The sequence below is a fragment of the Selenomonas sputigena ATCC 35185 genome (genome assembly GCF_000208405.1).
Taxonomy (GTDB): Bacteria; Bacillota; Negativicutes; order Selenomonadales; family Selenomonadaceae; genus Selenomonas; species Selenomonas sputigena.
Genome location: NC_015437.1, coordinates 313,098 through 337,898 on the forward strand (window position 1 = coordinate 313,098; position 24,801 = coordinate 337,898).

Below are 24,801 nucleotides of genomic sequence, written 5' to 3' on the forward strand. Positions count from 1 at the left end.
ATTTTTCGTATTTGCTGAAATCGCTCGATGAGGGGGAGTTTTTCTTGACATATAAATCGCTATATCGTAATATATAAATATAACGATTTTGGAGTTGATTCTATGGCAGAAGATCAAGAGCTTGCACGCGCGGCTGAGATGCTCAAGGCACTCTCGCATCCCGTGCGCCTTTGCATCGCGCGCGGGCTTTGGCAGAGCGGCGGCTGCAATGTGGCACACATGCAGCAGTGCCTCGAAGCGCCGCAGTCGACGATTTCGCAGCATCTCGCGAAGATGCGTGCCGTCGGCATCATCGAGGGCGAGCGCAACGGGCTGGAAGTCGTCTATCGCCTCAAGAGCCGGGCAGTGGAACAGCTGCTCGAAGGGCTTTTCTGCAAGGAGAAGGATTATCACGATATGGGCTGATTTCGCTCTTTCGACAAGCGAAGCGCGGCGGCACAGAAGGAGGCATATCCGTATGGAAATGGAAATGAAAAAGGAAAAGAAAAAGGCAAAGCGCTATGTGATCGTCGGCGGCGTGGCGGGCGGGGCGACGGCGGCGGCGCGGCTCAGGCGCTTGGACAAGGATGCGCAAATCGTCCTCTTCGAGCGCGGTGAGCATATTTCCTTCGCGAACTGCGGACTGCCTTACTATGTGGGCGATGAGATCAAGGAGAGCGAGCGGCTCCTGCTCATGACGCCGGAGCTGTTTCGCGAGCGCTTCGCCATCGACGTGCGCACGAAGAGCGAGGTCACGCATGTCGATACAGAGAATCGCCGCGTTCATGTGAAAACGGCGGGAGGAGAGGAATACGAAGAACCATACGACGCGCTCCTCCTGTCGCCCGGTGCGAAGCCCTTGCGTCCGCCGATTCCGGGCATCGAGAGCCCGCGCGTCCTCGCTCTTCGCAACGTGCCCGATGCCGAGGCTCTGCGCCGTCTGGCGGATCTTCATGCGGCGACGGGGCGCGCCGTCGTCGTGGGCGGCGGCTTCATCGGCGTCGAAATGGCGGAAAATCTTCGTGCGCGCGGCCTTGCCGTCACGCTCGTCGAGGCGGCGCCGCATGTGCTCGCGCCGTTTGATACGGACATGGCGAAGATCGTGGAAAAAGAGATGAACGAGAACGGCGTCGGACTCGTCCTCGGCGATGGCGTGAAGGAGTTCAAGGAAGACGCTGAGGGCGTCCTCGTGCGCCTTGCGAGCGGGCGCGAGGTAGCGGCGGACTTCGTCGCGCTCGCCATAGGCGTGAGTCCCGACACAGGCTTTTTGCAGGCGAGCGGCATCGCGCTCGGCGAGCGCGGACACATCCTCGTGAACGAGCGCATGGAGACGAGCGTGCCCGAGGTCTACGCCGTGGGCGACGCCGTGCTGACGCTCGACCGTCAGACGAAGAAGGCGGGCGTCCTGCCCCTTGCAGGGCCGGCGAATCGGCAGGGCCGTCTCGCCGCCGATAATATGGCGGGCAGGCGGCGCGTCTATGACGGTTTCGTCGGCACGTCGATTCTCAAGGTGTTCGGCCTGACGGCGGCTTCTGTCGGCAAGAATGAGCGCACGCTGATGCGCGAGGGTCTTTCCTATGGCGAGGATTACCGCGTGGTGAAGCTTCATCCGCTCGCACATGTCGGCTATTATCCGGGCGCGCAGACGATGACGCTGAAGCTCCTCTATCGCACGAAGGGGTCTGTCGGCAAGATTCTCGGCGCGCAAATCATCGGTGCGGGCGGCGTGAAGGCGCGGATCGACGTGCTCGCGGCAGCAATCGCCATGGGAGCGGACGTGGATTTCCTCACGAGCTTGGAGCTTTCCTACGCGCCGCCCTTCGGCGCGGCGAAGGATCCCGTGAACATGGCGGGATACATGGCGGAAAACGATCTGGCGGGTCTCGTGCGCTTCTTGCCCGCAGATCGTCTCAAGGAGGCGCGGGAAGCGGGCGTACGCGTGCTCGACGTGCGCACGGCGATCGAGCTGCAGAGTGCGCCCGCCGCGTCTGACGCGCAGATTCCGCTCGATGAGCTGCGCGAGCGCTTTTTTGAGCTTGACCGCACGGTGCGCTGGGCAGTGCTCTGCAAGGTCGGACAGCGCGCTTATAATGCGGCGCGCATTCTCATGCAGGAAGGCTACGATGCGGAAGTCATCGAAGGCGGCTATACGTCGCTGAAGATGGAGGAATTCGAGGCGTCGCCCGAAGCTGACGCACCTTGCGGCAAAGGCGGGGACGATGCAGCGGGCTGCAGCACGGAGGTGACGCAGACTGCTGCGGGTGCGTCAGCAGAACTTGATCTCACGGGACTCAGCTGCCCCGGTCCTTTGATGGAACTGCAAAAGGCAATGGAACGCATCGCGCCCGGCGGCGTTTTGATGGCGCGCGCTTCCGATCCCGGTTTCTATGTCGATAGCGCGGCATGGGCGCAGACTTCGGGACATAAGATGCTTTCCCGCCACAAGGAAAACGGGCTTGTCGTCGTGAAGATCGAGAAGGCGGGAAGCAGGAAAGAGGCAGAAGACGCCTCGGAGGACGGCTAGGCACGCCGCGCACAAAGAGTCGGGAGACGGCAACTTGCCGAAACGCATCACGCGGAAAGCATAAGACCATCGTCGTTTTCAGCGGCGATCTCGACAAGGTGCTTGCGGCGTTCGTCATAGCGAACGGTGCGCTTGCCATGGGCAGCAAGGTCACGATGTTCTTCACCTTCTGGGGACTCAACGCTCTGCGACGCCCCGAGGGCGCCGCCGTGAATAAAGGGATCATCGACCGCATGTTCGGCTGGATGATGCCGCGCGGCAGCCGGGCGCTCTCGCTCTCGAAGCTCCACATGGGCGGATTCGGCACGCGCCTCATGCGCCATGTCATGCAGCAAAAGGGCGTTGCGTCCTTGGAGAGCCTGATGCAGAGCGCCATCGCGGGCGGTGCGGAAATCGTCGCGTGCCAGATGTCGATGGACGTCATGGGCATACGCGCCGAAGAGCTGATCGACGGCGTAAGTTCCGGCGGCGTCGCCGCTTACTTGGCTGCAGCGGAGAAATCGGATACGAATCTTTTTGTATGAGAAAGGGAGTGCCCTGCAGCATCCTGAGGATGGTGCAGGGCACTCCTTCTTTTCGCTATACGAAATCTTTCCCTTTCTTGCCCGTCAGGTGCTCGATCTTCAGCTCGACCATGTTGAAAGCCGGCCAATGCTTTTTGATCTCCTCATCACAGGCCTCGGGATGGCCGGGATAGTAGGCTTCGCCGAGAAATTCCGCCGCTTCTCGCTTTTCCTCGTCACTCTTGAGGACGCGCAGCCTGCCGAAGGCGATGACGCTGCGGTATTGCGTCAGAAAGCGGTGCGGCACGACCTTGTCCTCGGCAATGATGCAGAACGACGCCTTGTCGCATCGCTCAATCGACGTCATCTTGTGACCGACGCGTGCCGTGTGAAAGAGCAGGCGTTCCTTTTCCTCGTCGTAGGCGAAGCTCATGGGCACGGCGTAGGGATAGTCGTTTTCGCCCGCGAGCGCGAGCACGCCCGAGGTCGCTGCCGCGAGGATGTCGCGGGCTTCTTCATCGCTCATCTGTTGATTCTTGCGGCGCATTTCTCTGAACATGGCAATCGTCTCCTTTTGAGGAAGCCTGGAGAAAAGCCGTGCTTCCTTGTGCAGCCTTCTTTCATGCGAACTTGGTCAGGGGGCTAAGGCGCTTTATTCTCGCCCAAAACTTGACAACACCCCTACTATATAGCTTACAATGAAAGTCCAAGAAGTCAAGCCCGAAGGGCGCAGGCTGATTGGCTCTTCTGGTCAAGCTGCAAAAGGAGAATTTCATGAACACATTGGCAAAGCATTTCAGTCTCGGCGGACTTTTGCGCTTCGCTGCGCCCGCCGTCGGCATGATGCTCGTCATTTCTATCTATACGGTGACGGACGGTATCTTCATCGGGCGCTATGCGGGAAGCCTCGCGCTCGCTGCATCGAATATCGTCTATCCTGCGCTGAATCTCGTATTTGGTCTTTCCATCATGCTTTCTTCGGGCGGCTCGGCACTCGTTGCCAAGACGCTGGGCGAGGGCGATGCGGCATTGGCGAGAGGCCGCTTCACGCTGCTCGCCGTTGTCGGCGCAGCGCTCGGCATATTGTTCGCAGGCACGGTGTTCCTCTTCATGGAGCCTATTTTGGCGCTTCTCGGCGCTTCACCCGAGCTTTATGCCGACTGCCGCGCGTATCTCTCGGCGAATATGTTCTTCGCGCCCTTTGTCGTTTTGATGATCATATTTAACGCTTTTTATATCGCGGATGGCCGCCCCGTGCAGGGATTTCTCGTATCGTTGACAGCGGGACTTGTCAATGTCGGACTCGACTATGTGTTTCTCGCGCACTTCGGCATGGGTATCTTCGGTGCGGGTCTTGCGACGGGCATCTCGGATGTCGTCGCGGCGGTCTTGGGTCTCGTTTACTTTTCGCGCTACAGCCGCACGCTCGCGTTCGAGCGGTTTTCCTTCGTCGTGCGTCCGCTTTTCCAGGCACTTTACAACGGCTCTTCCGAGATGGTCACGCAGCTTTCCGTCGGCATTACGACGTATCTCTTTAACCTCGTGACATTCTCCTATGCAGGAGCGGACGGCGTCGCGGCAATCAGTGTCATCCTCTATGCGGAAATGCTCCTGACGGCAATACTCATGGGTTTCGCCAATGGCGTCGCACCTGTATTTTCCTACCAATTCGGCGCGAAAGGATATGCCGAGCTTCTGCGCCTTCTGCGGCTGTCGCTTGGCATTATCTTTCTCTTCGGAATTCTGTCCTTTGCGGCGGCAAATATATTCGCCGTACCGCTGATGACGCTGTTTCTGCCGGATGGAGGACGTGCCTATGCGCTGGCTCTCGGCGGCTTCGGGCTGTTCTCGTGGAGCTTTTTGCTCTGCGGTTTCAACCTTTTCTCCTCGACCTTTTTCACGGCGTTGTCGGACGGCAGGATGTCGGCAATCCTGTCCTTTGTGCGCAATCTCGTCGGCATCGTGGTGTTCCTGCTGCTCCTGCCGCACTTTTTCGGCCTTGACGGCGCATGGCTCGCCGTTCCTGCGGCAGATGCGGCCGCTGTACTGCTTTCCTTCCGCCAGCTTTGGGGGGCGGCGCGTTCCTTTCGCGAGGAAAAGGCAGCGGGCGCTGTGATTTTGGAGCGTTGAGAGGTATGTGTGCGAAAATGAACGTTTCGAGAAATATCGGGAAGCATGCTGCGTGCTTTTTGGCTGCGGTCGGCGTGTTTCTCGGCGGGGCGGATTTGACGGATGCTAAAGCGGGAACGTCTGCCGCGGCAGTGTTGTCCGTGACAGATGCGGCGGCAGTTTCCGTGCAGTCTGCATCGAAGGCGGAGCTGGCAGATGATATGCGGGCGCAGACGGAAGCGGCATCGCTCGACTACGGCGTGGCGCTCGGCGCTCCCTACGATGACGCCGGCTTCTGGTGCGATGCGGCAGGCGATCGCCTCCTTGGCACGGCGGAGGACGTGGCACGTCTCAACGAGGAGCTGCACGCGAATCAGCCGAGTCTCGTTTCTCTGGCGGAATTGCCGCGTGCCGTATCGAGGCGGCAGCTCCGACACTGGATGGAAGAAGCCGCGCCCGAGCGTGAAGATTGGTACGTGCCGACAGAGCCGCTTTCGGATGAGGCGTATCGGGCGACTGTCGAAAACTGCGCGGCGGACAGGCTGCCGCTTCGCAATCCTCTGCGCTATGGCGTGACGGTGCGGCGTGCTGACCTGCGCGATCTGCCGACCGAGGAGGCATGGCTCGATGCGCCCGACGATGTGCATTACGACATCTTGCAGGCGACCGCCGTTGATCCCGCCGAGCCGCTTGCCGTTTGGCACGAGAGCGCAGACGGCAAGTTCCTCTTCGTTTCCATGCGCTATTATCGCGGCTGGCTGGCGAGGGATGCGGTTGCCTTGACAACGCGCGAGACGTGGCTCGCCTATGTGCAGCCCGAAGATTTCCTCGTCGTCACGCAAAACCGCTACGAAACGCCCGAGGAGGCAGGCGGACAGCTCTATCAGCTCGGCAGCCGCATTCCGCTCGTGCAGCAGGGCGGAGCGCATCTCGCGCGTCTGCCGCAGCGTGCGGCGGACGGCAGTCTCCAAGAAATGTTTGTGCCGCTTCCGTACAGCGAGAGCGCGAGCCTTGCTGTGGAGGACGCGGGCGACATGGAAGCCGCCGCGCTCCATCGCGGCAGTCTGCCCTATACGGCGAACAATCTGCGCCGCGCGGCTTTCGCGTGTCTCGGCGACGTCTATGGTTGGGGCGGGCAGGATGAGAGCGTCGACTGCTCCTCGTTCGTCGCCGATGTCTACCGCACGGTCGGCATCGAACTGCCGCGCGACGCTGATGAGCAGGAAGAGGCGTTCCTGCGGGCGAGTGCCCATGTGGGCGATGAACAGAATGCGGCGCACGGTGCGCGGGGAAAGGCTGCGGCATTCGGGGGGCGTCGGTGCGGCACGGAAGATGTCGCGCCGCACATCTTTTTCACGCCGCTCGACGATCTTACGCCCGAGGAGCGAACCGAAGCGCTTCTCGCCGCACCGCCTGCGAGCCTTCTCTTTCGCCCCGGCCATGTGATGCTCACGCTCGGCTCGGTCGATGGCAAGACGTATGTCATACATTCCTTGAGCGGCTGCTGGGAAAAGACGCAGGAAGGCCTCAAGCGCTGCCGCATCCGCCGCGTGCTCGTCAGCGACGCTTACTTTTTGACGAGCACGGAAGGCAGGAATCTCGACGATTGCACAGGGGTGGGCAGTTTCCGATAAGGCATGGTGCGCCAGGTTTCGATGCCTGGCGCATTTTTTGTGCAAGATATAGATGGAATGTTCTGATGTTGAAATAAGGAGGAGAAAAAGAGCCTCTTATTTCAATATCGTGCGGCGCATCTTCCAGCTTTTCCTTGATGGTATGACGGTTTGCCGAATTGCCAAGGCACTGGCCGCGCGGCATATCTTGACGGTCACGGGAAAGGAGAAATGGAGTGACGCACACGGGAAGGCACGGAGATACAGAGTGTGAAGTTTCGTGCCAAAGCGGCGAGCGGAGGCGCACGCTCCGTACGGTTGGAAGATTCTCGGCGGCGCGAGGGACTATATCATGTTTGTGGAAGGGGGTGTTCGCTCCGGTTTTGTCAGCACATTGAAAATTTTTCTGCAAAGTACGGAATCACCCCGAAAATCGACATCGAGTGTGGTATAATCATACGAGAGGCGCGAAAGACGCTGAAATGAATAGTGTAGCAACGGGAATCAGAAGATGCTGAGAGTCTGATTCCCGTTTGTTTTCATCGCTGCGGATGTGCGTTTCGTGGAGTCAACGCGAATAGAGAGGGGGATGTTTCGGATATGAAGTATATTGAGGATTTTAACGGCCGATTGAAGTATCGAAAGCGCAGGGATGCCTTTGTGGATACACAGCGCATCGTGCTGGAGGATGAGCGACTGCCCGGCGCATGGGTGCGCTATGGCGAGAAGAATAAGGACGAACTCCAGAAATCTTGTTGGCGCAGAATCTATCCTCGGAAGTGCCGGATCGCCGTGGTGCAGGAGCCGCTTGTGAATGTTGCGCGTGCCCTGTCCGTTGCTTATCCGAAGAAGTGCATCGTGGCAGTGAATCCCGGCTCGGCGACAAGACCCGGCGGTCGTGTGCATATTGGTGAGTCAGGTGTGGAGGAGTCTCTCTGCCTCTGCTCGGATCTCTATTCGGTGCTGGAATTGCCGGGGATATGGAAGAAATTTTATATGAAGCATCTCATTGGAATATATAACACAACAGAATATCCTGAGTTGATGGATGAATGGCTTTACTCTGGGGATGTCACGATTTTCAAAGAAATCCGCGATGGCGTCCCCGAGCTTCTTCCAGAAAACGAATGGGGTCACATTGATGTCATCACCAGTGCGCCGCCGGGAGCGCTTGCAGATGACTTGTGGACCGGATATTCAGGCCGTTCTGACCTGGAGAGGGCGATATTGCGCTCTGTGCATCTGCTGCAAGGCAGAAATATTTTCGAGGCGGCTATTCATGAAGGAGGCGAGTATGGAAATAATGTACCGCATATTCTTGTCTTGCCTGCCTTCGGCTGTGATCTGGTGTGGGAGGATCCGACGAATTTCGTTGCCGATGCGTACGCAGATCTCCTGAGGAACTATGCCGAATATTTCGATATGGTCGTGTTTGCCGCAGGCAGACGCAGCGATGTTTTCTGCGAGGCGTTTGAAAAGAAGGGGCTGACCGTGCAGACGTTGGAGGACATACAAGAGACGTGGCAGGAAGAGCCGGAATTGGAGGAGGAACGGAAGCCGTATTCGACAGAGGATGTGATCCTGCACGCACTATTGGGAGACGTTGAGTGGCTGGAGATGAATGATGCGTGGAAGCAGGATCCGGATAGGGAGGCGTGGGTGCGCGAAATGTTGGAAGAGGCTGAGCAGAGTGCCTTGAAGAAGGCGCAAGAGAGGCAGCAGGCGGAAAAGGCGTTGGAAAAGGAGTTGAAAGAGCCTGTTCTCAGGCAAATGGCAGAGTACTCCGGTGGGGTTTCCGCAGAACCGAATAATAAATTTTGCGATGTGACAGGCAGCATCCTGACAGCAGGCTGGAAATGCGAAGCATGGAAAGATAAAGCATGGAAAGATAAAGCGTGGAAAGATAAAGCGTGGAAAGATAACGCCGACTGGTATAGGGCAGGAATCTTCACGGATGGCAAATCTTTCGTGGAGGAAGGCATTCGCCTGCCGGAAGATGGTATCAACGGCGTTCAGGAGTACAGGATGTTCTATATATACGCGCTTTCTTCCTATGAGGAGACGGAGGGGAAGGCGGACGATGAGAAAGAGACGCTTTTCATGCCGATGCTTCCTCCGCAGAGCGTCTTGAAAAAGCGGGCATTTGCCGCAAAGATGAAGTTGGGGAAAATCTCCGAGGACATGTGGAAGTTTGAAAACTATGTGCGATACCTCGCGGGCTGGGGCATATTGCTTTCGCCGTCGAATCGCTATCGGGGGGCGCTGCAGTATATGACGGACTGGCGGGGAAAAGAGGTCGTCTGCGTGATGATTGCGATGCAGGATAATGACGAGAGCTATGCCTTCTCGGGCATGGGGAACTCGTACTGGTACTGACAAGGCTGCGCACGATGCAAGCGACAGGTGAGATAAGGAGATGGGAGGAAAGAGAAATGCCCCGCTGCGAAGCATGAGGCTTCGCGGCGGGGCATTTCGTGCAGAAAATCCAAGGGCGGAGAATCTGGAAGCTGCCGCTTTTCCTACGCCTTTTTGGCAAAGACCGTGCCGGATTTGAAGTGTTCGCAGAATCCTTTTTCCAAGTCTACATGATCCCTGACCTTAGTATAGCCCAACGCTTCAAGCACCTCTTTATTCATGCGTCCGATGGCTTGCCGGACTTGATCATCCTTCAGCCTCAGGTCGCATTCATCCTTGTGCATGCGGAAGTACTCCTCTACGGCGGGCCCGCTTGCCAGGATTGCCGGCTTGCCCTTATCGGATATCTCGGTCAGCTTGCGCTGCATCTCTTCCGTGCAGATGATGTTCTCGTAAATATGCCGCGCTGTCTGGCTGTCAGCAAGGAAGGAGTTGAAGGGAGTCGAGTCGAGGAAATCGTCGAAAGAGGGGAGCCTTGTCATGAAAATCATCCTTTCTGTACTTGTGACGTCATGTTATATGCGCTTCAATAGCTTGTCAGCCACTTGAGCAGAGACAGCTACCAAAGTTTCTGCTAAATTTATTCCTTATGTCTCTGAGAGGATTATATCACAGAAGATGTCGATTTTCGGGTTAATTTCGAACTTTGCAAAAAAATAACGATGTGCAATCTACACGTACAAAAATCCAATTTGTGGACGTTGTGCGTGTGGTTTTCTATATAGCCGTTTTCATACGCGCTCATACTGCATGATGTTTGAACTGTCTTTGCCTAGTACTTTTACCATCGAGATGGTATCGCTTCGTACCATCTCGTAGAACGTCCTGCCGAGCGTCAGTTTCGTGCCGCGGCTCTGTGTCCAGTCTGTGCCGAAGAGCGATTTCAGATTGAACTTCGTGCCAGGAGTCAATGCTGTGACGCGGGCAATCGTCTCAATATAGGCTTTGGAGAGCTCATCAGCTTCACCGAGAAGCAGACTACGGATGTAGACACTCGTCGGCATCCCTTTTTGCGCAGCTTGCTTTTCGAGACCGGCATACTCTTCATCGGACAGTAGTACTTGAAGGTTTTTCAATGGAAGTCCTCCTTTTGTGACCAATATTGAAAATGTTTAAACTCATATTTATATTGTATATCAGAGACAAGGACCCGGCAAGCACTTTTGAGAAAATATTTTAGGAAGCGCTGATAAAATGAGGTCGCCCAGATTTGCACAGATGCGCTGTATCTATAGCAGTCAACGTCAACCAATCATGCGGCGCGCTTCGCGCTTGCATTCTTGGGACGTTTTCGCATACGAGCCGTTGCCCAATCGCCTGCGTCCTTCGGACTTGTCTCTTGGACGGCTCAGCAGCAGTCAACGTCAACCAATCATGCGGCGCGCTTCGCACTTGCATTCTTGGGACGTTTTCGCATACGAGCCATTGCCCAATCGCCTGCGTCCTTCGGACTTGCCTCTTGGACGGCTCAGCAGCGGTCAACGTCAACCAATCATGCGGCGCGCTTCGCGCTTGCATTCTTGGGACGTTTTCGCATACGAGCCGTTGCCCAATCGCCTGCGTCCTTCGGACTTGCCTCTTGGACGGCTCAGCAAGGAGACAAACCACAGGCGTAACGGTGCTGCGTCGAGGTTTTGTCGACGACGAGAGGACAGCGCAGATGTGTGAAGATGGGCGGCTGAATTTATCGGTGCTTCCTTAAATAGGCAGGAATCTTATTTGGACATATTGAGGGAGGGAACTTGAGGAAACTGCAAGCCAACCTCCCATGAGTATCCCGATCATCTGCTTACCGCAGAAAATTGCGCCAGATCGTAAAAGCTGCGAAGACGATGAGGAGGAAGAAAACGAAGGGGCGAGGCGGCTCTTTTCTTTTGCCGTGCAGAATCCAATGGAGATCGTCGCGCAGGAGAAAGATGCACAGAAGCGGCCCTAGGATGAATATGGCTTCATTCGCATGGAACGCGGCAGCGAGGTCGCCTTCGGAGAGCGAGAGCATCAAGCGGGTGATGCCGCAGCCCGGGCAGTCGAGTCCTGTCATGGCGTGGAAGGGGCACGGCAGGCTGAGCCCCGTCGTGCGGCAGAAGATGAGATAGGCGACGCCGACGGCGAGGAGCAGGGCGTAGCGCTGGAAAATGACCTTGGCGCGTGTTCGCTGCTCGGCGGCAAAGCATCTTGCTGCCCCTTCTGCATTGCCTGTGATGGTTTTTGCGGCAAAAAGAAACCGCCCGAAAGCGGACGGATTCTCTTTTTTCGTATCGTTCATGATTTAGAAGGCCTGCGATATGCCGCCATCGTGATCGATGATGTCGTTGAGCGCACTCTGCATCAAGGCGTAACTGATGATGCCGAAGCCGAAGAGGGCGAGGACGAGATAGATGATGGGGAGGTTCGTGTCTGCCGTCATGCCGCGTTTCTGCTTCGCCATGACGATGGTCTCGCCCATCTTGTAGAGCCAGTAGAGGCTGTAGATGCCGCAGGTGAGGAGGGAGAAGAGGATGACCATGCCGCCTGAGGCCGTTGTGCGCTCGCCCGCTGCTGCGTGCGCATCTTCGGTGAGCGTATAGACCCAATAAAGGGCATAGAGACCGACGGTAATGAAGGAAAGAACGATGGCAAGGGGAATGCTTCTTTTTGTCATGATGAATCTTCCTTTCTGGTTGAATAGGATAAAAACGGCGGATCTTGTCGAACGCTAGGCGTGCGGCTTTTGCAGAGATACGCGCGGTGCATCTGCCGAAAAGATGGGATCGGGCGGTGCGCCGCAGTTCTTTTGCTGCAGAAAATCGTTGAGCGAGGCTTGCAGGAATGCCATGGTGAAATTGTAGGTGCGCAGAATCGCCATGAGCAGGTAGACGAGCGTCGGACTGTCATCCTTGCGCTTGTAGACCGCCCAGAGGACGATGCCGGAAAGGATGGCCTGAACGATGGCGGTGACGAGAAGCCCGATGATGAATGCGAGGATGACAATGCCGATGGCCATGGCGTCCTCGGTGGAATCGTGATGCACAGGGGCGGCTTCTGCAGCGGCGCTGAGAATGAATTGGAAGGTGTAGTCGAGCATCGTGAAGACGATGTAGATGACAGTCATAACAATGGTGACGATCGTATACGTCTTGTTGCTCACGGAGTCGGGAGGCAGGCCGTTTTCGCGGCGCAGTTCGACGAGTTCGCCGCCGATCTTGTAGAGCCAGTAGTAGAAGTAAAAAGAGCAGGTGAGGATCGTATAGAGTACGGCCGTGCCGCCATCCACCGTGCGCGGCTTGCCCGAGAGGGCGTGGATCTCGTTCGTCAGCTTGTACATCCAGTAAAGTCCGTAGATGCCGCAGGTAATGACGGTCAGGACGATGGAGAGCGCGATGTCGCGCTTCTGTATCTGCATGAAAACCTCCTTATCAAATATTAGAATTCCTTCAAAATGGCTCTTTTACGAGAGAAGCTCCATGGGGCGCCTGCCTCATGGAGCTTCTTCTTCAGCGCACGCGTGCGGCAGGCTCTTCCTTCTCCTCTTCGGGGAAGACGACGCCCTGCACCTGTACGTTCGTTTCGACGACCTTGAGACCAGTCATGGACTCGATGGCGCGACGCACGTTCTTCTGCACGTCGGTTGCGACGTGGCGGATGTCGACGCCGTAGGTCACGACGATGGAGAGATCGACAGCGGCTTCCTGCTCGCCGACTTCGACCTTGACGCCCTTCGAGAAATTCCTGCGACCAAGCATCTCGGCGATGCCGCCGATGAGACCGCCGCTCATTCCTGCGACGCCGTCGACGTCCATCGCCGCGAGTCCCGCGATGACGCTGACGACCTCATCGGCGACGCGGATCGAGCCGAGTCCTTCGTTGCTCGTCATGAGCGGAGCTGTATCTTCTGCCATGGAAAAAACCTCCTTGCTGCTGCTAAAACAACTTCTTCAATATCTCTGCCATTCCAGTATAACAGAAAATCGTATGGGTGGCAACGACATCGGTTTGCAAAGCGTCAGAGCGAGGCGGCAGCTCTTTGGGCGATTCGTTGAAAGAGCGCGATCGTCTCTTGGCGGTCGCGGCAGTTCTCGTCCATGACGACGAGAATCAGGTCGCCCGCGTCGCTCCACGCGATGCCGCCGTCGGCGTAGACGCCTGTGATCTCGCCCGTCTTGTTCGCGACGAGGAAGGCGGGGAGCGCCGACGGCAGACAGTCCTTGTCCTTCTGGCGCGAGAGGATCTGCAGCATCTTTTTGTCGTGCTCGTAGTCGACGCATTCGCCGCGGTAGATGAGCGAAAGAAGCGTGCCGATGTCCTTGACGCTGGAGAGGTTCGGCCGGCCTTGGTTGGAGAGCATCATCTTGTGCTGCAGGCGCGTGTCTGCGTATCCTTTCTGGCGGATGTAGCCGTCGATGTTCTCGATGCCGAGGCGGTCGATAAGGATGTTCGTCGCAGTATTGTCGCTGTCCGTGATCATGCGCTCTAAGAGCTGCTCGATCGTGAGCTGCTTGCCCCTGTCGTACCAGTTGAGCTGCCCCGCGCCGCCGACGATGTTCGCCTCGGTGATGGAGAGCGGTTCGGCAAGGGAGAGTGTTCCGTCTTTCGCTTGCTGCATGGCGTAGGCGAGAATGAAGAGCTTGATCATGCTCGCAGGCTGCATGGCATGCGACTGGTAGAGAAGCGGCTCTTTTTCTTCGCGCGGACGCAGCAGGAAGACGGAGCAGTCGGGAGATTTTGGGGCGAGGATGGCGGAGAAGTCGGCACGCAGCGCTTCCTGGTCGCTGTTGCGTTCGGCGAGCTTCGGCACAGGCGGTGCGCTCTTAGCTGCAGCCGAAGAATCCTGCTGCACGCTGCGTTCCGCCGCCTCTGCCTCGCCGCCCCTTTGCTTGGCGCGCACGGCGCTCGTAAGGCTCTGCCAATGCTCTTGCAGTTCTTTTTGCGCGGCGTCGCTGCCATCGAGAAGGGCGACGAGGAACGGCGAGGGCTTGTCCGGGTTCTGCTTCTGCCACATGTATTCGGCGACGCCGAGGCAGAGGGCAGTTTGCACGAGGATGAGCAGGGCAGTGCAGAGCATCGCTTTTTTCAGCCACGGGGAGGATTTCTTCGGCGTCTTTTTATCCGCGTGGAGACGATCGAGCTTCCTTTGCAGTTCTGCACGTTCGCCGGCTTTTCCCGATTTTTGCGTGCGCTTCTTTACCACGGCTGCGCCGTCCGCGGCGTCATGACGCCGAAGGTGAAGCCTGCGCCCTGCAGCATGTCGATGATGGCGGGCAGCGCCTCGACCGTCGTTTCCTTGCCGTCCTTGCTGTGCATGAGGACGATGGCGCCGCGATCCTTGGGACGGTTGGCGCAGGTGTAGCTGATCGAGCCGAGGATTTTCTGCACGCTGACGTTGTTGCCCGTCGCATCTTCGCTGCTGACGTTCCAGTCGTGGTTCACATAGCCGTTTTCCTTGAGCATGGCACTGTAGCCGGGCTTGAACATGCTGGCGGCGCCGCCCGGGGCGCGGACGATGAGCGGACGCACGCCGAGAATGTTGTAGATCACTTCATCGGTGTGGACAATCTCTTCGAGGAAGTTTTCCTTGTTCGGATAGAGGATGTCGTAGCGGTGGCTGTAGCTGTGGTTGCCGATGGCATGGCCTTCGGCGAAGATGCGCTTGAGGACGTCGGGGTGCGCTTCTGCCATGCTGCCGATGACATAGAAGGTGGCGTGTATGCCGCGCTCCTTCAGGATGTCGAGGATGGCGGGCGTGTTCTTCGCGTCGGGGCCGTCGTCAAAGGTCAGGTAGGCGACATTCGGCATCGTATAGGGGATGAGATCCGGCATCTCGGTGGGAAGGCCTTTTTCGCGGCGTTCGGCGAGCGTATAGATGTCGTAGACGGGCGTCTGCGCATCGGTGATCTGGAGGTTGCTGAAGTCGTCACTGACGACGACGTAGTTGCCGCTCGGCGGCGTCTTTTTCGCAGGGTCGGCCGCGGGAGCGCCGCTGTCCGTTGTCTGTGCCGTCGAGGGTTCCGCAGCGTTGTCTTCCGTATGAAGTTCGCTCCATGCGATGCGCCAGCCTGCGATGCAGGCGATCATGAGGCAAGCGATGAGCACGAACATCTTCGCGTGGCGGTTCTGCAGGAAGTTCTTGCCGCTGGTGTTTTCCGTGTTCTTTTGCAAGACAAAATCATCCTTTCCGTATGTTCCGTGATTTCTTACATTCCGTTTCTCCGTCCTGGCGCATTTTTCATCTTTTGCTGAGGCAGCGGAGTTCTTCGAGAAGCTGCTTCATGTCCTCGTCCGTGCCGATGGTGATGCGCAGGTGTTCGTCGATGCGCGGTTTCTTGAAGTAGCGCACATAGATGCCGCGCTTTCGCAAGGTTTCGAAGAGCGTTTGTGCCGGGATGTTGGGATTTCGCGCGAAGAGGAAGTTCGTCTTCGATTCCGTGACGGAAAAGCCAAGCTTTTGAAGAGACGCCTTCGTTTCCTCGCGCGTCTTGATGATTTTTCCAAGCGTTTGCTGAAAGTAGTCTTCGTCCTCGATGGCGGCTTTTCCTGCGGCGAGAGAGAGCGTCGTCATCGTGTAGGAGTTGATCGACGCCTTGACGTCCTCCATGGCACGGATGAGCCGCTTTGCTGCGAAGGCGTAGCCGATGCGCATGCCGGCGAGAGCGCGCGACTTCGACATCGTGCGCACGACGACGAGGTTCTCGTATTTTTTGAGCAGCGGGAGCGCTGTTTCTGCGCCGAAATCGACGTAGGCTTCATCGACGATGACGACGGATTCGGGATTCTTCGCGAGGATTTCTTCAACGCCTGAGAGGGGAAGCGCGAGTCCCGTCGGCGCGTTGGGGTTCGCGAAGATGACGCCGCCGTTTTCACGCGCGTAGTCTTCGGGGCGGAGCGTGAAGTCTGCGGCGAGCGGCACGGTCTCGTAGGGGATGGCGTAAAGCTCGGCCCAGACATCGTAGAAGGAGTAGGTGATGTCGGGGAAAAGCACGGGCTTTTCCCCGGCAAAGAACGTGAGGAAGGCGAGCGCGAGCACGTCGTCGGAGCCGACGCCGACGAAGACTTCGTCCGGCTTGACCGCGTAATGCGCGGCGATCGATTCCTTCAAAGTGTGGCAGTCCGGCTCGGGGTAGAGGCGCAGGCGGCCGGCGTCGCAGACGGCGATGGCTTCGGCGACGCGCGGCGAGGGCGCGTAGGGGCATTCGTTCGTGTTCAGTTTGATGACCTTGCCCGCAGGCTGCTCGCCGGGGACGTAGGGGGTGACGCGGCGGATGTTATCGTACAGGCTCATGGCTTTCCCTCGTTTTCATTATGCTATAAGCGTTTTTCTTAAAGAATACATTCCTATTCTACGTCCTTTTTGCCCGAAGGGCAAGGGGGCGGCAGGAAAGCGGCGGCTTTTGCCGAAAATTTCTTTAGGGTAAATAGGGGATTTTCCGCGTGTTTGACGGAAGGAGAGAAGGTCATGACGGAAGATGGAAAAGTGCGTGAAAAGGAGCGCATCGAGCGCACGCTTGAAGCGTTTCGCCGCAATCGTTACGACGTATCGCTGTTTCAGACGAAGGAGGAGGCGGCGGACTACCTCGCGCGGGAGATCGCAGGAAAGCGCGTGGGCTTCGGCGACTCGGAGACGCTGCGAGCGCTGAGGCTCTACGAGAAGCTCAGCGTGAAAAACGAGGTCATAGATCCTGCGAGGAGCGGTCACATCGGCGGTTTGGAGGCTTTCCTCGGGGCAGGCAGGGAGGCGCTGATGACCGATGTCTTCCTATTGTCGGCGAACGCCATCACGGAGGCGGGGCAGATCGTCAACATGGACGGCGCGGGAAACCGCATCGCAGGTTCTCTCTTTGGTCATGAGAAGACGTATTTCGTCTGCGGCGTGAACAAGCTCGTCAAGGATGTGGAGGCGGCAATCGAGCGCATCCACGCCATTGCCGCGCCGCAAAATGCAGCGAGGAAGAAAAAGCGCACGCCGTGCGCTGCAAAGGGCGACAGGTGCTACGACTGTACAAGCCCCGAGCGCATCTGCAACGCACTGACAATCCACTACAAGAAGATGAGCTATCGCCCGATGGAACTGGTTTTGATTGAGGAGTGTTTGGGGCTGTAGATAGAGTTACGAAGGCGCTGCATGAACGCAAACAGCCTCCTGCACTTCGCTTGGCGAAACAGGAGGCTGCTTGCTATATCAGCTTGCCATGACGGCTGGCCTTCAAAATGGTTGCAATAAGATTCTCAGAACATGGTTTTCGTTATAGCAGAGGCTGGCGCTTTCCTTGCGGCAATTCCTATGCTATAATCGCCGTAGTGACTGGCTTCAGTCGGTTCTCCTCCATGCGAGGAGGTGATGTGTGTGACGCTTTATGAAAAGCTCTCACTTCTCATTGCAGCGCTTGCGCTTGCAGTAGACATCACTTTTCATCTGCTTAGATTCTAAGTAGAAAAAAGAACCGCTCTGCGGTTGCGGCGGCTCCTCTTTCCAATGAAACTAAAAATTTCCGAAGGAGAAACCGACGCTACCACCCGCCAGTCACTCTTCTTTTGTAATTATAGATTTTTTGTACGTTGCTGTCAATCTTCTCGGCTATGATTGCAAGCGCCTATTCGAGATATTCGATCTTTGCCTTGACGATGCGCCGGACGGAAGCGTCGAGGCGGTCTTTGGAGATCTCGCCGCTTTTCACGGCTTTCAGGAGGCCGTTGTAGACGGCGGTTTCGTGCGCGTAGTCGTGGCAGACGAGCACGAGGTCTGCTCCCGCCAGGATCGCTTCGACGCCCGCGCGATCGAAGCCGTAGTGGCGTGAGATTGCGCCCATTTCAAGGTCGTCGGTCACGATGACGCCGTCGTAGGAGAGCTCTTCTCGGAGGAGGCCCTGCAGGATGGCGGGCGAAAGGCTGGCAGGATTCTTGGCATCGAGCGCCGGGTACATCGTGTGCGTTGCCATGACGAACCAGCCGCTAGCGCCTTTCGCATTCTTTGCAGCGTTCCTTTTAGTAATCATCTCGCGAAACGGCACGAGGTCGCTCGCTTCGAGGGTAGCGCGGTCGGCGCGCACGGTGACCGTGTCTTCATGCGTGTCGCTCTCGCCGCGTCCGAGACCGGGGAAGTGCTTGAGCGTCGCGAGAAGCCCGGCGTCCGCGTGGCCTTCGAGGGCGGCGGCGACAAACTTTGTCGCGGTGGCGGCATCGTCGGCATAGGAGCGCCCATAGGTCGCACCGAGGTCGGCGACGGGGGCGAAGTTCAGGTTGAATCCCATCGCCTTGAGTCCGTGCGCCGTGTCGGCGGCATAACGGTATGCCGCCTGGGGGTCGCCCGTGCGGCCGATTTCTGCGGCGGCGGGCGGCGGCAGGAATGCCTCCTTCATGCGAGCGACGGCGCCGCCTTCCTCGTCGATGGCCAAGAAAAGCGGCAGTCCTGCATCCGAGGCATTTTTCTGCAGGGAATCGTTCAGCGCACGCACCTGCTCTTGACTCTTCATATTGCGGTCAAAGAGGATGACGCCGCCGATATGATACTCCGAAAGCATGAAGCGGCTGTCCGCATCGAGCTCCGCTCCCTGTATGCCGATCATGAGGAGCTGCCCGACCTTCTCGGCGTCGCTCATCTTCTGTACAATGGCGGCCGCTTTTTCATCGGGCGAGAGGCCTTTTTGCGTATGGCTCGCAGCGGAATCTTTCGAGGCGGCATCGTCAGAGCGCGCAAGGCAGCCCGCGAGGAGCAGGCTGGTGCAGAAGATGATCAGACAGAGGAGTAGAGGAACGAGGGAGGTTTTGCGGTTCGCGCGATTTTTCGTCATGGATGATTCCTTGCTGGGAGTGTGTTTCATAGCAGTGACATATACTTGCTGCGAGCCATGGCGTCAATGCCGAGCAGATCCATGGCTTTCTCTGGCGAGACGCCCGCATTCTTCATCAGATTGCGGATGCTGCTGAGAAAGGCGCTTTCTTCGCCATGTGCTTTGCCGCGAGCTTCGCCGCGGGCTTCACCACGGGCTTCACCGCGAACCTCGGCTTCGGCTACTTCGGCCTTGAGAATGTGTTCCAGGTCACTCTTGACGAGGTCTTCAATCAATTTGCACATGGTGGAGGCTCCCCTTTCGTTTTCTTTGAAAAATCTCGCTCGATTTGCTAAGACGCTGTAATGCATGTCGTTGGGGTTTTCACAGAAGAAATCATGCATCAGGCGACCGAGCGGCGTGTCGTCTTGATATGCGGCATTGACGTAGATAATATGTGCGCCGTCGTCGAAGGCGACTCCTGTTTCAGCGAAGGACTTCTGTACATGATATAGTGGTCGATTGCCTTTCCATACATCGTGTTCCGTAATGAAGATGACATAGGTTTCGGGCAGTTCCCTGAAGTCTTTTCCCTTGTCGAGTTCGCGTGCGTCCATCATGCAGCTGTTGTAGCGCGCTCGCATGGGATCGGCACCCTCGTCATCGCGCTGCACTTCGACATCGAAGATGCGTTCACCGTCAGTGGCAATTGCATCGAAGCGCACACCGCGTCCGAAGAGGTTGGGGACAGATCTTTGCGTCAATACTTCTTCGACGCGCAGTTGTGGATTGCCAAAGATGATTTGCAGCAAAAGCTCCATACAGGCGATGTCGCCGTCGAAACAGCTGTTGAAAAATGCGTCGTCAATCAAACGCAGTTTCTTGATGATGTCACGATAGACTTTTTGCCGCTCCGGTGTGTCGAAAATCGTCATGTGCCGCTCCTTTGAAACGAGGCTTCGCTTACCTCATATTTTATAAAAAATCTGTCCCATTGGCAAGCATTCGCGCTTTTCGATGCAAGAAAAGCCGAGTGCAGCTTTTCCTGCATTCGGCTTTGGCAGTCTGTTTGATTCCGCGTCTTACTTGAGCAGCACGCTCGCGTTTTCGAGCACGGTTTCGCCTGCCTGGCACGCGGGGCAGAAACAAATCTTGTTGCCGGCAGCTTTGAACTCTTCGGCTTTCTTTGCGAGGTTTGCAGCTTCTTCACTGCCGAAGATGCTTTTCGCTTCGTCGGACTGGAAGAAGGCGAGTGAGGCGTCGATGCTGGAGACATCTTCCTTGAGAGCGGCGATGAGCTTTTCGGAGAGCTTCTTTTCCGCGTCCGTGCCGATGGAGGCGAGCCAGTCTTCGCCGAGCTTTCGGAGTCCTTCGTAGCAGCTCGGGGCGCTGACGATCTCTTTGACCTTTTCAATGAGGGTTTGCTTGTCCATGAATAACATCCTTTCTTTATTCGTTGACATTGCCTATTACGACTATAGAAGAAATGGGGCAGAATTGCAAGCGGTTATTGACAAAGCGCGGAAAATTTACGTAGTATAGTAATGGAAGAATGGTGGAAGCGCGGCTGAGATGGAGTCGTCCGGATATGCGAAGATGGGCGCTTGAGCTTATTCGTGCTTCCTTTGGGACGGAAAGGAGATTCAGGCATGAAACATCTTCTTGTCATCGGACAGGGGCCTGCGGGCGTTTCGGCGGCTGTTTACGCGAAGCGCGGCGGGGCGGCGGTCACGGTCGTTGCGAACGGCGTCGGTGCGCTCGAAAAGGCGGAAAGGATTGAAAACTATTACGGCTTCGGCGAGCCGCTGACGGGCAGGGAGCTTGCCGCGCAGGGCGTCGAGGGCGCGAAGCGTCTCGGCGTGGATTTCGTCGAGGGGGAGCTTGTCGGCCTGCGCTTCAAGGACACGATGGACGGCTTCGTCGCTGAGCTGGTGCATCGGACGCTCGAAGCGGATGCAGTCGTGCTCGCCATGGGCGCTTCGCGCCTCGCGCCGCCGCTCTCAGGACTCAAGGAGCTGGAAGGGCACGGCGTGAGCTACTGCGCGATCTGCGACGCCTTCTTCTATCGCGGCAAGGAGGCCGCCGTCCTCGGCGCGGGTGACTATGCGCTTGCAGAAGCTGCGGCGCTCCTGCCGCACGCGGCGAAGGTGCATCTTTTGACGAATGGCGAGGCGGCGCCCGCGCACGTGCCGGCAGGGCTTCTCGTGCATACGGAACGACTCGCCGCGGTCGAGGGCGAGGGCAGAGTCGAGCGCGTCGTCTTTGCGGGTGGCACGGCGCTTCCCGTCAGCGGCGTATTCGTCGCCGTCGGCACGGCGGGCAGTACGGCGATTGCCAAGAAGCTCGGCATTCTTCTCGACGGCGTATATCTGAAAGTGAATGAGAAGATGGAGACGAACGTGCCCGGCGTCTTTGCCGCGGGCGATGCGACGGGCGGACTCCTGCAGGTGGCGAAGGCCGTGCACGAGGGCGCGGTCGCGGGGCTTTCGGCGCTGAAGTTTTTGCGCGGCAAAAAGGCTTGAATGGAAGACGTGCGTCGGACGGCAATTTTCCTTTGAAAAAAATTGGAAAGGGACGCCCCTTCCATGCTATAATGATGGCCAAGGTATGTACGGCAGCTGGGCGCGGGCGTGTCCGGCAGTTTTTCTTCGGGAAATGGTGATAAATTGAGGCCGCATAGAAGTGTGAGCATGAGCGGCCGAATTTATCCGTGCTTCTTTTGTCAGGAGGTTCGAAGGTGTTTGATTTTTTGAAGAGCAGAAAAGATGAGGAAGGGAAATCTTCTCTGCGCGATCGCGTGGATGCGAAGCCCTTGCCGCAGGTTCAAAAGGCAGCCGCGCAGAACAAAGCGCCGGCAGCCAGAGATTTGCAGGGCGCTGATGTCGCCGTCTGCTACCTGCATCGAAGCGAGATCGCGCGGGAAAACCTCGCGCCCATCGCCTCCCTGCCCGACGGCGCGGCGATCGTCCTCGGCTTCGTCTCGCCCGATCTCGACTTGACGGATGTCGGCAGAGCCGTGCAGCAGGCGCTCGGCAAGGAGGTGCGCGTCGTGCTCATGACGGACGCGGGCGAGCTTTGTCGTCCGCAGGGCAGTGCGACGCTCTACCAGGAAGCCGGCGAAGGACGCGCACGCGTGCTTCTGCAGGGATATTCGCGCCGCATGATCGAGGGCGTCTTCACGATGAGCGTTCCGCTCCACTCGCAGGATTTGAAGGCGGATCGCATCGACATGAGCCTTGAGGCGCGTCTCCAGGCGATCAAGGGCGAGCTTGAGCGGCATACGCCGCCGTTTCGCATCAGTCTCTACCATACGTTTGCGCTCGTCTACATTGACGGACTTTCGCGCTCGGAGACGTTCCTCATGCAGGCGCTCTACGAGTCGCGAAAGTTCCCGTGCCCCTATATCGGCGGCTCGTCTGCCCCCGATGCGCACGGGCGCGCCTGCGTCTACGACGGCGAAGCGAGCCTTGAAGATCATGCCGTCATTACGCTCGTGCGTCTCAGGCGCGGCTACCGCTATGGCATCTTCAAGACGCAGGCGGTCGAAAAGACGGATACGTCCTTCATCATCGATAAGGCCTCGACGGCGCTTCGCTCTGTCGAGACGCTGCAGCTTTCGTCGGGCGAGACATTGCCGGCGTTGGAGGCCTTGAAACGCACGCTTGGCGTGCATTCTGCCGCCGATCTTGATGCGGCAATGCAGAAGTACACGTTCGCTTCCGATATCAACGAAGACTTCTTCATTCGCTCGGTCAGTGCGCTCGACCATGCGCGAGGCCGCCTGAATCTCTACTGCGACATCGTGACGGGCGAGCGGCTTCATCTGATGAAGCGCGGCTCTCTCGCCGATACGCTCGCCAAGGGTCTCATCGATTTCCAGCGCGGCAAGCCTGCACCGCTCGGCGGCATTCTGAACGACTGCATCCTGCGCCGCCTCTGCTATGCGTCGGAGACGGGGCGCATCGACGAGTTCCGTGATGTGCCTGTCGCAGGCTTTTCGAGCTTCGGTGAAATCGCGGGGCTGCATGTCAACGAGACGCTGACGGCGCTCTTCTTCTATCATGTGCCTTCGGGCGTGAGTTTCCGCGATGACTACATCGATAACTTCGCGAGCATCTACGCCGACTGCGACGCCTTTTTCTTCCGCCGCATGATCGACCGGCAGGCGCATGTGGGGGCGCTCAAAGATGACCTTGTCGCCATGTTCCGCGACTATCAGCAGAAGATTCCTGCGATCATCGACTCCATCACGCGCATTTCCGATGAGGTTCATGCGATTCAGGCGGCGCTCAAGAACCTTTCGGACGGCTCGGCCGAGCAGAAGCAGCTCTTCGCGCAGATCGTGCGCCAAGGCGAGGAGATCGGGCCGACGCTCGAAAAGCTGGCGCAGGACACGAAGCGCATCGACGAGGTCATCCGCCTGATTGCAGGCATCGCTTCGCAGATCAATTTGCTCGCCTTGAATGCGACCATAGAAGCGGCGCGTGCGGGCGAGGCGGGACGTGGCTTCGCCGTCGTCGCGCAGGAGGTCGGCAAGCTATCGGGCACGACGCAGGAAAACCTCACGGCATCCGACGAGGCGGTGCGAAAGCTGCTGCACGAAGTGCGCAAGATCGACGCCATCATGGAGGCAAACGAGGAAATGGAGAAGAAGATTCGTGCTTTCGACGCGCAGTTCAACGAGCAAATGACCGTGCTGCAGAAGACGCTTGAAGGAAGCCTCGTGCACATCGCCGAGTCGGCGCGCTCCGTCAGCGAGTTGGAAAAGGTCAGTGAGTCGGCGAATATGCGCATGGAGGCGATCAACCTCCTGATCCGAAACATCGAGCGCGGCGCGTAGGTGGGAGGCTTGACTCTTCGCGGCAGCGGGGCGAAGGCGCGCGCTCTTCGCGCGGCATTTCCGCGCACCGTGCCGATTCTCGCGGGCTTTCTCTTTCTCGGCATGGCGTACGGCGTCTACATGCATGTGCTCGGCTTCTCCTTCTGGTATCCCGTCGTCATGGCCGTCGTCATTTTCGGCGGCTCCTTGGAGTTCGTTGCGGGAACGCTGCTGCTCTCGCCCTTTGCGCCCGTGCAGGCGTTCTTCATCGCCTTGATGATTCAGGCGCGTCATCTCTTCTACGGGCTTTCCATGCTCGAAAAGTACAAAGGACTCGGCGCCAAGCGCATCTATCTCATCTATGGACTTTGCGACGAGACGTTCTCCATCGCCTATACGACGCGCCTGCCACAGGATGTCGATCGCGGCTGGTTCTACTTCTTCGTGACGCTTCTCAATCAGCTCTATTGGGTTGCAGGTACGGCGCTCGGCAGTCTCGTGGGCGGTCTGATGAGCTTCGACACTTCGGGACTCGGCTTCGTGATGACGGCGATGTTCGTCGTCATCTTCCTGGAGCAATTCCTGCATGAAAAGCAGCATATCAGCGCCGCTGTCGGCTTTCTCGCCGCAGGCGTCTGCCTCTTCTTCTTCGGCACAGACGACTTCCTCATCCCGACGATGGTGCTGATCTTGCTCTTTTTGACCGCACTGCGCCGCTCGATTGCGCGGAAGGGAGGATTTCGATGAGCTTTTCTGAGGAAGCCGCGACGATCACCCTGTGCGCGCTGGCGACGCTCCTTACGCGCGCTGTGCCGTTCCTCATCTTTTCGGGCAGGAAGCCGACGCCCGCCTATGTGCGCTACTTGGGCGATGCGCTGCCCGCGGCGATCTTCGCGATGCTCGTCGTCTACTGTCTCAAGGATGTCGCGTGGCTCGCCGCGCCGCACGGCTTGCCCGAGCTTTTGGGCGTCGCCGTGACGGTGGGCTTGCATGTGTGGCGCAGGCAGTTTCTCTTCTCCATCGCGGGCGGTACAGTCTGCTACATGCTGCTCATACAGTTCGTATTCATCTGAAGAAGCACGGATGGATGCAGCGCCTA

25 protein-coding genes are annotated in these 24,801 nt (G+C 57.8%); 12 read left to right on the forward strand and 13 right to left on the reverse strand.

Going from position 1 to position 24,801, the window contains the following annotated elements; all coding sequences use genetic code 11:
- Positions 1-102 precede the first annotated feature (102 nt).
- From SELSP_RS01420 to SELSP_RS12330, 3 genes are all read left to right on the forward strand, one after another.
- Positions 103-405, forward strand: a complete 303-nt coding sequence (locus tag SELSP_RS01420; RefSeq protein WP_006193791.1) for an ArsR/SmtB family transcription factor — start codon at positions 103-105, stop codon at positions 403-405.
- Positions 406-457: 52 nt separating this feature from the next.
- Positions 458-2,503 carry an FAD-dependent oxidoreductase gene (locus SELSP_RS01425; protein WP_006193790.1) on the forward strand — a complete coding sequence of 682 codons (2,046 nt, stop codon included), beginning with the start codon at positions 458-460 and terminating at the stop codon, positions 2,501-2,503.
- A gap of 98 nt (positions 2,504-2,601) precedes the next feature.
- Positions 2,602-3,027, forward strand: a complete 426-nt coding sequence (locus SELSP_RS12330) for a DsrE/DsrF/DrsH-like family protein (protein WP_006193789.1) — start codon at positions 2,602-2,604, stop codon at positions 3,025-3,027.
- A gap of 55 nt (positions 3,028-3,082) precedes the next feature.
- Here the strand turns inward: SELSP_RS12330 and SELSP_RS01435 are convergent, their stop codons facing one another.
- Positions 3,083-3,565: a pyridoxamine 5'-phosphate oxidase family protein gene (locus SELSP_RS01435; protein WP_006193788.1), complete on the reverse strand. Its 483-nt coding sequence runs from the start codon at positions 3,563-3,565 to the stop codon at positions 3,083-3,085.
- A gap of 215 nt (positions 3,566-3,780) precedes the next feature.
- Between SELSP_RS01435 and SELSP_RS01440 the strand changes: the two genes are divergently transcribed.
- The 4 genes from SELSP_RS01440 (at position 3,781) to SELSP_RS01450 (ending at position 9,104) form a co-directional block, all read left to right on the forward strand.
- Complete coding sequence (locus SELSP_RS01440) at positions 3,781-5,136, forward strand: MATE family efflux transporter (protein ID WP_013740541.1); 1,356 nt, start codon at positions 3,781-3,783, stop codon at positions 5,134-5,136.
- 5 nt (positions 5,137-5,141) lie between these two features.
- Positions 5,142-6,749, forward strand: a complete 1,608-nt coding sequence (locus tag SELSP_RS01445) for an SH3 domain-containing protein (protein WP_006193786.1) — start codon at positions 5,142-5,144, stop codon at positions 6,747-6,749.
- A gap of 52 nt (positions 6,750-6,801) precedes the next feature.
- A complete protein-coding gene (locus tag SELSP_RS12540) occupies positions 6,802-7,002 on the forward strand; it encodes a recombinase family protein (protein WP_006193785.1) in 201 nt (66 codons plus the stop codon).
- Between the two features lie 326 nt (positions 7,003-7,328).
- Positions 7,329-9,104, forward strand: coding sequence for a poly(ADP-ribose) glycohydrolase domain-containing protein (locus SELSP_RS01450; protein WP_006193783.1), 1,776 nt, complete (start codon positions 7,329-7,331; stop codon positions 9,102-9,104).
- 143 nt (positions 9,105-9,247) lie between these two features.
- Here SELSP_RS01450 and SELSP_RS01455 read toward each other — a convergent pair whose 3' ends face one another.
- The 9 genes from SELSP_RS01455 to hisC form a co-directional block, all read right to left on the reverse strand.
- Positions 9,248-9,634 carry a hypothetical protein gene (locus SELSP_RS01455; protein WP_006193782.1) on the reverse strand — a complete coding sequence of 129 codons (387 nt, stop codon included), beginning with the start codon at positions 9,632-9,634 and terminating at the stop codon, positions 9,248-9,250.
- A 240-nt stretch (positions 9,635-9,874) separates the two neighbouring features.
- Positions 9,875-10,219, reverse strand: a complete 345-nt coding sequence (locus SELSP_RS01460; protein WP_006193780.1) for a single-stranded DNA-binding protein — start codon at positions 10,217-10,219, stop codon at positions 9,875-9,877.
- Between the two features lie 713 nt (positions 10,220-10,932).
- A complete protein-coding gene (locus tag SELSP_RS01465; RefSeq protein ID WP_006193777.1) occupies positions 10,933-11,409 on the reverse strand; it encodes a DUF2752 domain-containing protein in 477 nt (158 codons plus the stop codon).
- Positions 11,410-11,412: 3 nt separating this feature from the next.
- Positions 11,413-11,784, reverse strand: a complete 372-nt coding sequence (locus tag SELSP_RS01470) for a DUF4234 domain-containing protein (protein ID WP_006193776.1) — start codon at positions 11,782-11,784, stop codon at positions 11,413-11,415.
- Between the two features lie 54 nt (positions 11,785-11,838).
- A complete protein-coding gene (locus SELSP_RS01475) occupies positions 11,839-12,525 on the reverse strand; it encodes a DUF4234 domain-containing protein (protein ID WP_006193775.1) in 687 nt (228 codons plus the stop codon).
- A 91-nt stretch (positions 12,526-12,616) separates the two neighbouring features.
- On the reverse strand, positions 12,617-13,021 hold the full coding sequence (locus SELSP_RS01480; protein WP_006193774.1) for an Asp23/Gls24 family envelope stress response protein: 405 nt from the start codon (positions 13,019-13,021) through the stop codon (positions 12,617-12,619).
- 104 nt (positions 13,022-13,125) lie between these two features.
- The gene (locus tag SELSP_RS01485) at positions 13,126-14,310 is read right to left on the reverse strand and encodes a serine hydrolase (protein WP_006193773.1); all 1,185 of its coding nucleotides are present in this window, start codon (positions 14,308-14,310) and stop codon (positions 13,126-13,128) included.
- Positions 14,304-15,278: a polysaccharide deacetylase family protein gene (locus SELSP_RS01490; protein WP_006193772.1), complete on the reverse strand. Its 975-nt coding sequence runs from the start codon at positions 15,276-15,278 to the stop codon at positions 14,304-14,306. Before SELSP_RS01490 ends, SELSP_RS01485 begins: the two co-directional genes overlap by 7 nt.
- Before the next feature lie 67 nt (positions 15,279-15,345).
- Positions 15,346-16,398, reverse strand: a complete 1,053-nt coding sequence (gene hisC / locus SELSP_RS01495) for a histidinol-phosphate transaminase (RefSeq protein WP_006193771.1) — start codon at positions 16,396-16,398, stop codon at positions 15,346-15,348.
- A 174-nt stretch (positions 16,399-16,572) separates the two neighbouring features.
- Here hisC and SELSP_RS01500 point away from each other — a divergent pair, with 174 nt between their 5' ends.
- Positions 16,573-17,217, forward strand: a complete 645-nt coding sequence (locus SELSP_RS01500) for a lactate utilization protein (protein WP_013740543.1) — start codon at positions 16,573-16,575, stop codon at positions 17,215-17,217.
- A 490-nt stretch (positions 17,218-17,707) separates the two neighbouring features.
- Here SELSP_RS01500 and SELSP_RS01505 read toward each other — a convergent pair whose 3' ends face one another.
- The 3 genes from SELSP_RS01505 to SELSP_RS01515 all read right to left on the reverse strand — a co-directional run bounded on the left by SELSP_RS01505 (position 17,708) and on the right by SELSP_RS01515 (position 20,316).
- Positions 17,708-18,904, reverse strand: a complete 1,197-nt coding sequence (locus SELSP_RS01505) for a glycoside hydrolase family 3 protein (RefSeq protein ID WP_013740544.1) — start codon at positions 18,902-18,904, stop codon at positions 17,708-17,710.
- Between the two features lie 26 nt (positions 18,905-18,930).
- On the reverse strand, positions 18,931-19,818 hold the full coding sequence (locus tag SELSP_RS01510) for a hypothetical protein (RefSeq protein WP_006193768.1): 888 nt from the start codon (positions 19,816-19,818) through the stop codon (positions 18,931-18,933).
- Between the two features lie 147 nt (positions 19,819-19,965).
- Positions 19,966-20,316, reverse strand: coding sequence for a hypothetical protein (locus tag SELSP_RS01515; RefSeq protein ID WP_013740545.1), 351 nt, complete (start codon positions 20,314-20,316; stop codon positions 19,966-19,968).
- 216 nt (positions 20,317-20,532) lie between these two features.
- On the opposite strand from SELSP_RS01515, the gene SELSP_RS01520 reads away from it, so the two are divergent.
- The 4 genes from SELSP_RS01520 (at position 20,533) to SELSP_RS01535 (ending at position 24,775) form a co-directional block, all read left to right on the forward strand.
- Positions 20,533-21,405 carry an NAD(P)/FAD-dependent oxidoreductase gene (locus SELSP_RS01520; RefSeq protein ID WP_006193765.1) on the forward strand — a complete coding sequence of 291 codons (873 nt, stop codon included), beginning with the start codon at positions 20,533-20,535 and terminating at the stop codon, positions 21,403-21,405.
- A 215-nt stretch (positions 21,406-21,620) separates the two neighbouring features.
- Entirely contained in the window at positions 21,621-23,723 is a 2,103-nt protein-coding gene (locus SELSP_RS01525; protein WP_006193764.1) for a methyl-accepting chemotaxis protein, read from the forward strand.
- Positions 23,724-23,732: 9 nt separating this feature from the next.
- A complete protein-coding gene (locus SELSP_RS01530) occupies positions 23,733-24,449 on the forward strand; it encodes an AzlC family ABC transporter permease (protein WP_013740546.1) in 717 nt (238 codons plus the stop codon).
- A complete protein-coding gene (locus tag SELSP_RS01535) occupies positions 24,446-24,775 on the forward strand; it encodes a branched-chain amino acid transporter permease (protein ID WP_006193762.1) in 330 nt (109 codons plus the stop codon). Before SELSP_RS01530 ends, SELSP_RS01535 begins: the two co-directional genes overlap by 4 nt.
- Positions 24,776-24,801: the final 26 nt, after the last annotated feature.

What these genes read in the sequence shown, in the direction of transcription:
- SELSP_RS01420 (WP_006193791.1), top strand. Translation starts at nt 103, where the DNA reads ATGGCAGAAGATCAAGAGCTTGCACGCGCGGCTGAGATGCTCAAGGCA.
- SELSP_RS01425 (WP_006193790.1), top strand. Translation starts at nt 458, where the DNA reads ATGGAAATGGAAATGAAAAAGGAAAAGAAAAAGGCAAAGCGCTATGTG.
- SELSP_RS01435 (WP_006193788.1), bottom strand. Translation starts at nt 3,565, where the DNA reads ATGTTCAGAGAAATGCGCCGCAAGAATCAACAGATGAGCGATGAAGAA.
- SELSP_RS01440 (WP_013740541.1), top strand. Translation starts at nt 3,781, where the DNA reads ATGAACACATTGGCAAAGCATTTCAGTCTCGGCGGACTTTTGCGCTTC.
- SELSP_RS01445 (WP_006193786.1), top strand. Translation starts at nt 5,142, where the DNA reads ATGTGTGCGAAAATGAACGTTTCGAGAAATATCGGGAAGCATGCTGCG.
- SELSP_RS12540 (WP_006193785.1), top strand. Translation starts at nt 6,802, where the DNA reads ATGGAATGTTCTGATGTTGAAATAAGGAGGAGAAAAAGAGCCTCTTAT.
- SELSP_RS01450 (WP_006193783.1), top strand. Translation starts at nt 7,329, where the DNA reads ATGAAGTATATTGAGGATTTTAACGGCCGATTGAAGTATCGAAAGCGC.
- SELSP_RS01455 (WP_006193782.1), bottom strand. Translation starts at nt 9,634, where the DNA reads ATGATTTTCATGACAAGGCTCCCCTCTTTCGACGATTTCCTCGACTCG.
- SELSP_RS01465 (WP_006193777.1), bottom strand. Translation starts at nt 11,409, where the DNA reads ATGAACGATACGAAAAAAGAGAATCCGTCCGCTTTCGGGCGGTTTCTT.
- SELSP_RS01470 (WP_006193776.1), bottom strand. Translation starts at nt 11,784, where the DNA reads ATGACAAAAAGAAGCATTCCCCTTGCCATCGTTCTTTCCTTCATTACC.
- SELSP_RS01475 (WP_006193775.1), bottom strand. Translation starts at nt 12,525, where the DNA reads ATGCAGATACAGAAGCGCGACATCGCGCTCTCCATCGTCCTGACCGTC.
- SELSP_RS01480 (WP_006193774.1), bottom strand. Translation starts at nt 13,021, where the DNA reads ATGGCAGAAGATACAGCTCCGCTCATGACGAGCAACGAAGGACTCGGC.
- hisC (WP_006193771.1), bottom strand. Translation starts at nt 16,398, where the DNA reads ATGAGCCTGTACGATAACATCCGCCGCGTCACCCCCTACGTCCCCGGC.
- SELSP_RS01500 (WP_013740543.1), top strand. Translation starts at nt 16,573, where the DNA reads ATGACGGAAGATGGAAAAGTGCGTGAAAAGGAGCGCATCGAGCGCACG.
- SELSP_RS01505 (WP_013740544.1), bottom strand. Translation starts at nt 18,904, where the DNA reads ATGACGAAAAATCGCGCGAACCGCAAAACCTCCCTCGTTCCTCTACTC.
- SELSP_RS01510 (WP_006193768.1), bottom strand. Translation starts at nt 19,818, where the DNA reads ATGACGATTTTCGACACACCGGAGCGGCAAAAAGTCTATCGTGACATC.
- SELSP_RS01515 (WP_013740545.1), bottom strand. Translation starts at nt 20,316, where the DNA reads ATGGACAAGCAAACCCTCATTGAAAAGGTCAAAGAGATCGTCAGCGCC.
- SELSP_RS01520 (WP_006193765.1), top strand. Translation starts at nt 20,533, where the DNA reads ATGAAACATCTTCTTGTCATCGGACAGGGGCCTGCGGGCGTTTCGGCG.
- SELSP_RS01535 (WP_006193762.1), top strand. Translation starts at nt 24,446, where the DNA reads ATGAGCTTTTCTGAGGAAGCCGCGACGATCACCCTGTGCGCGCTGGCG.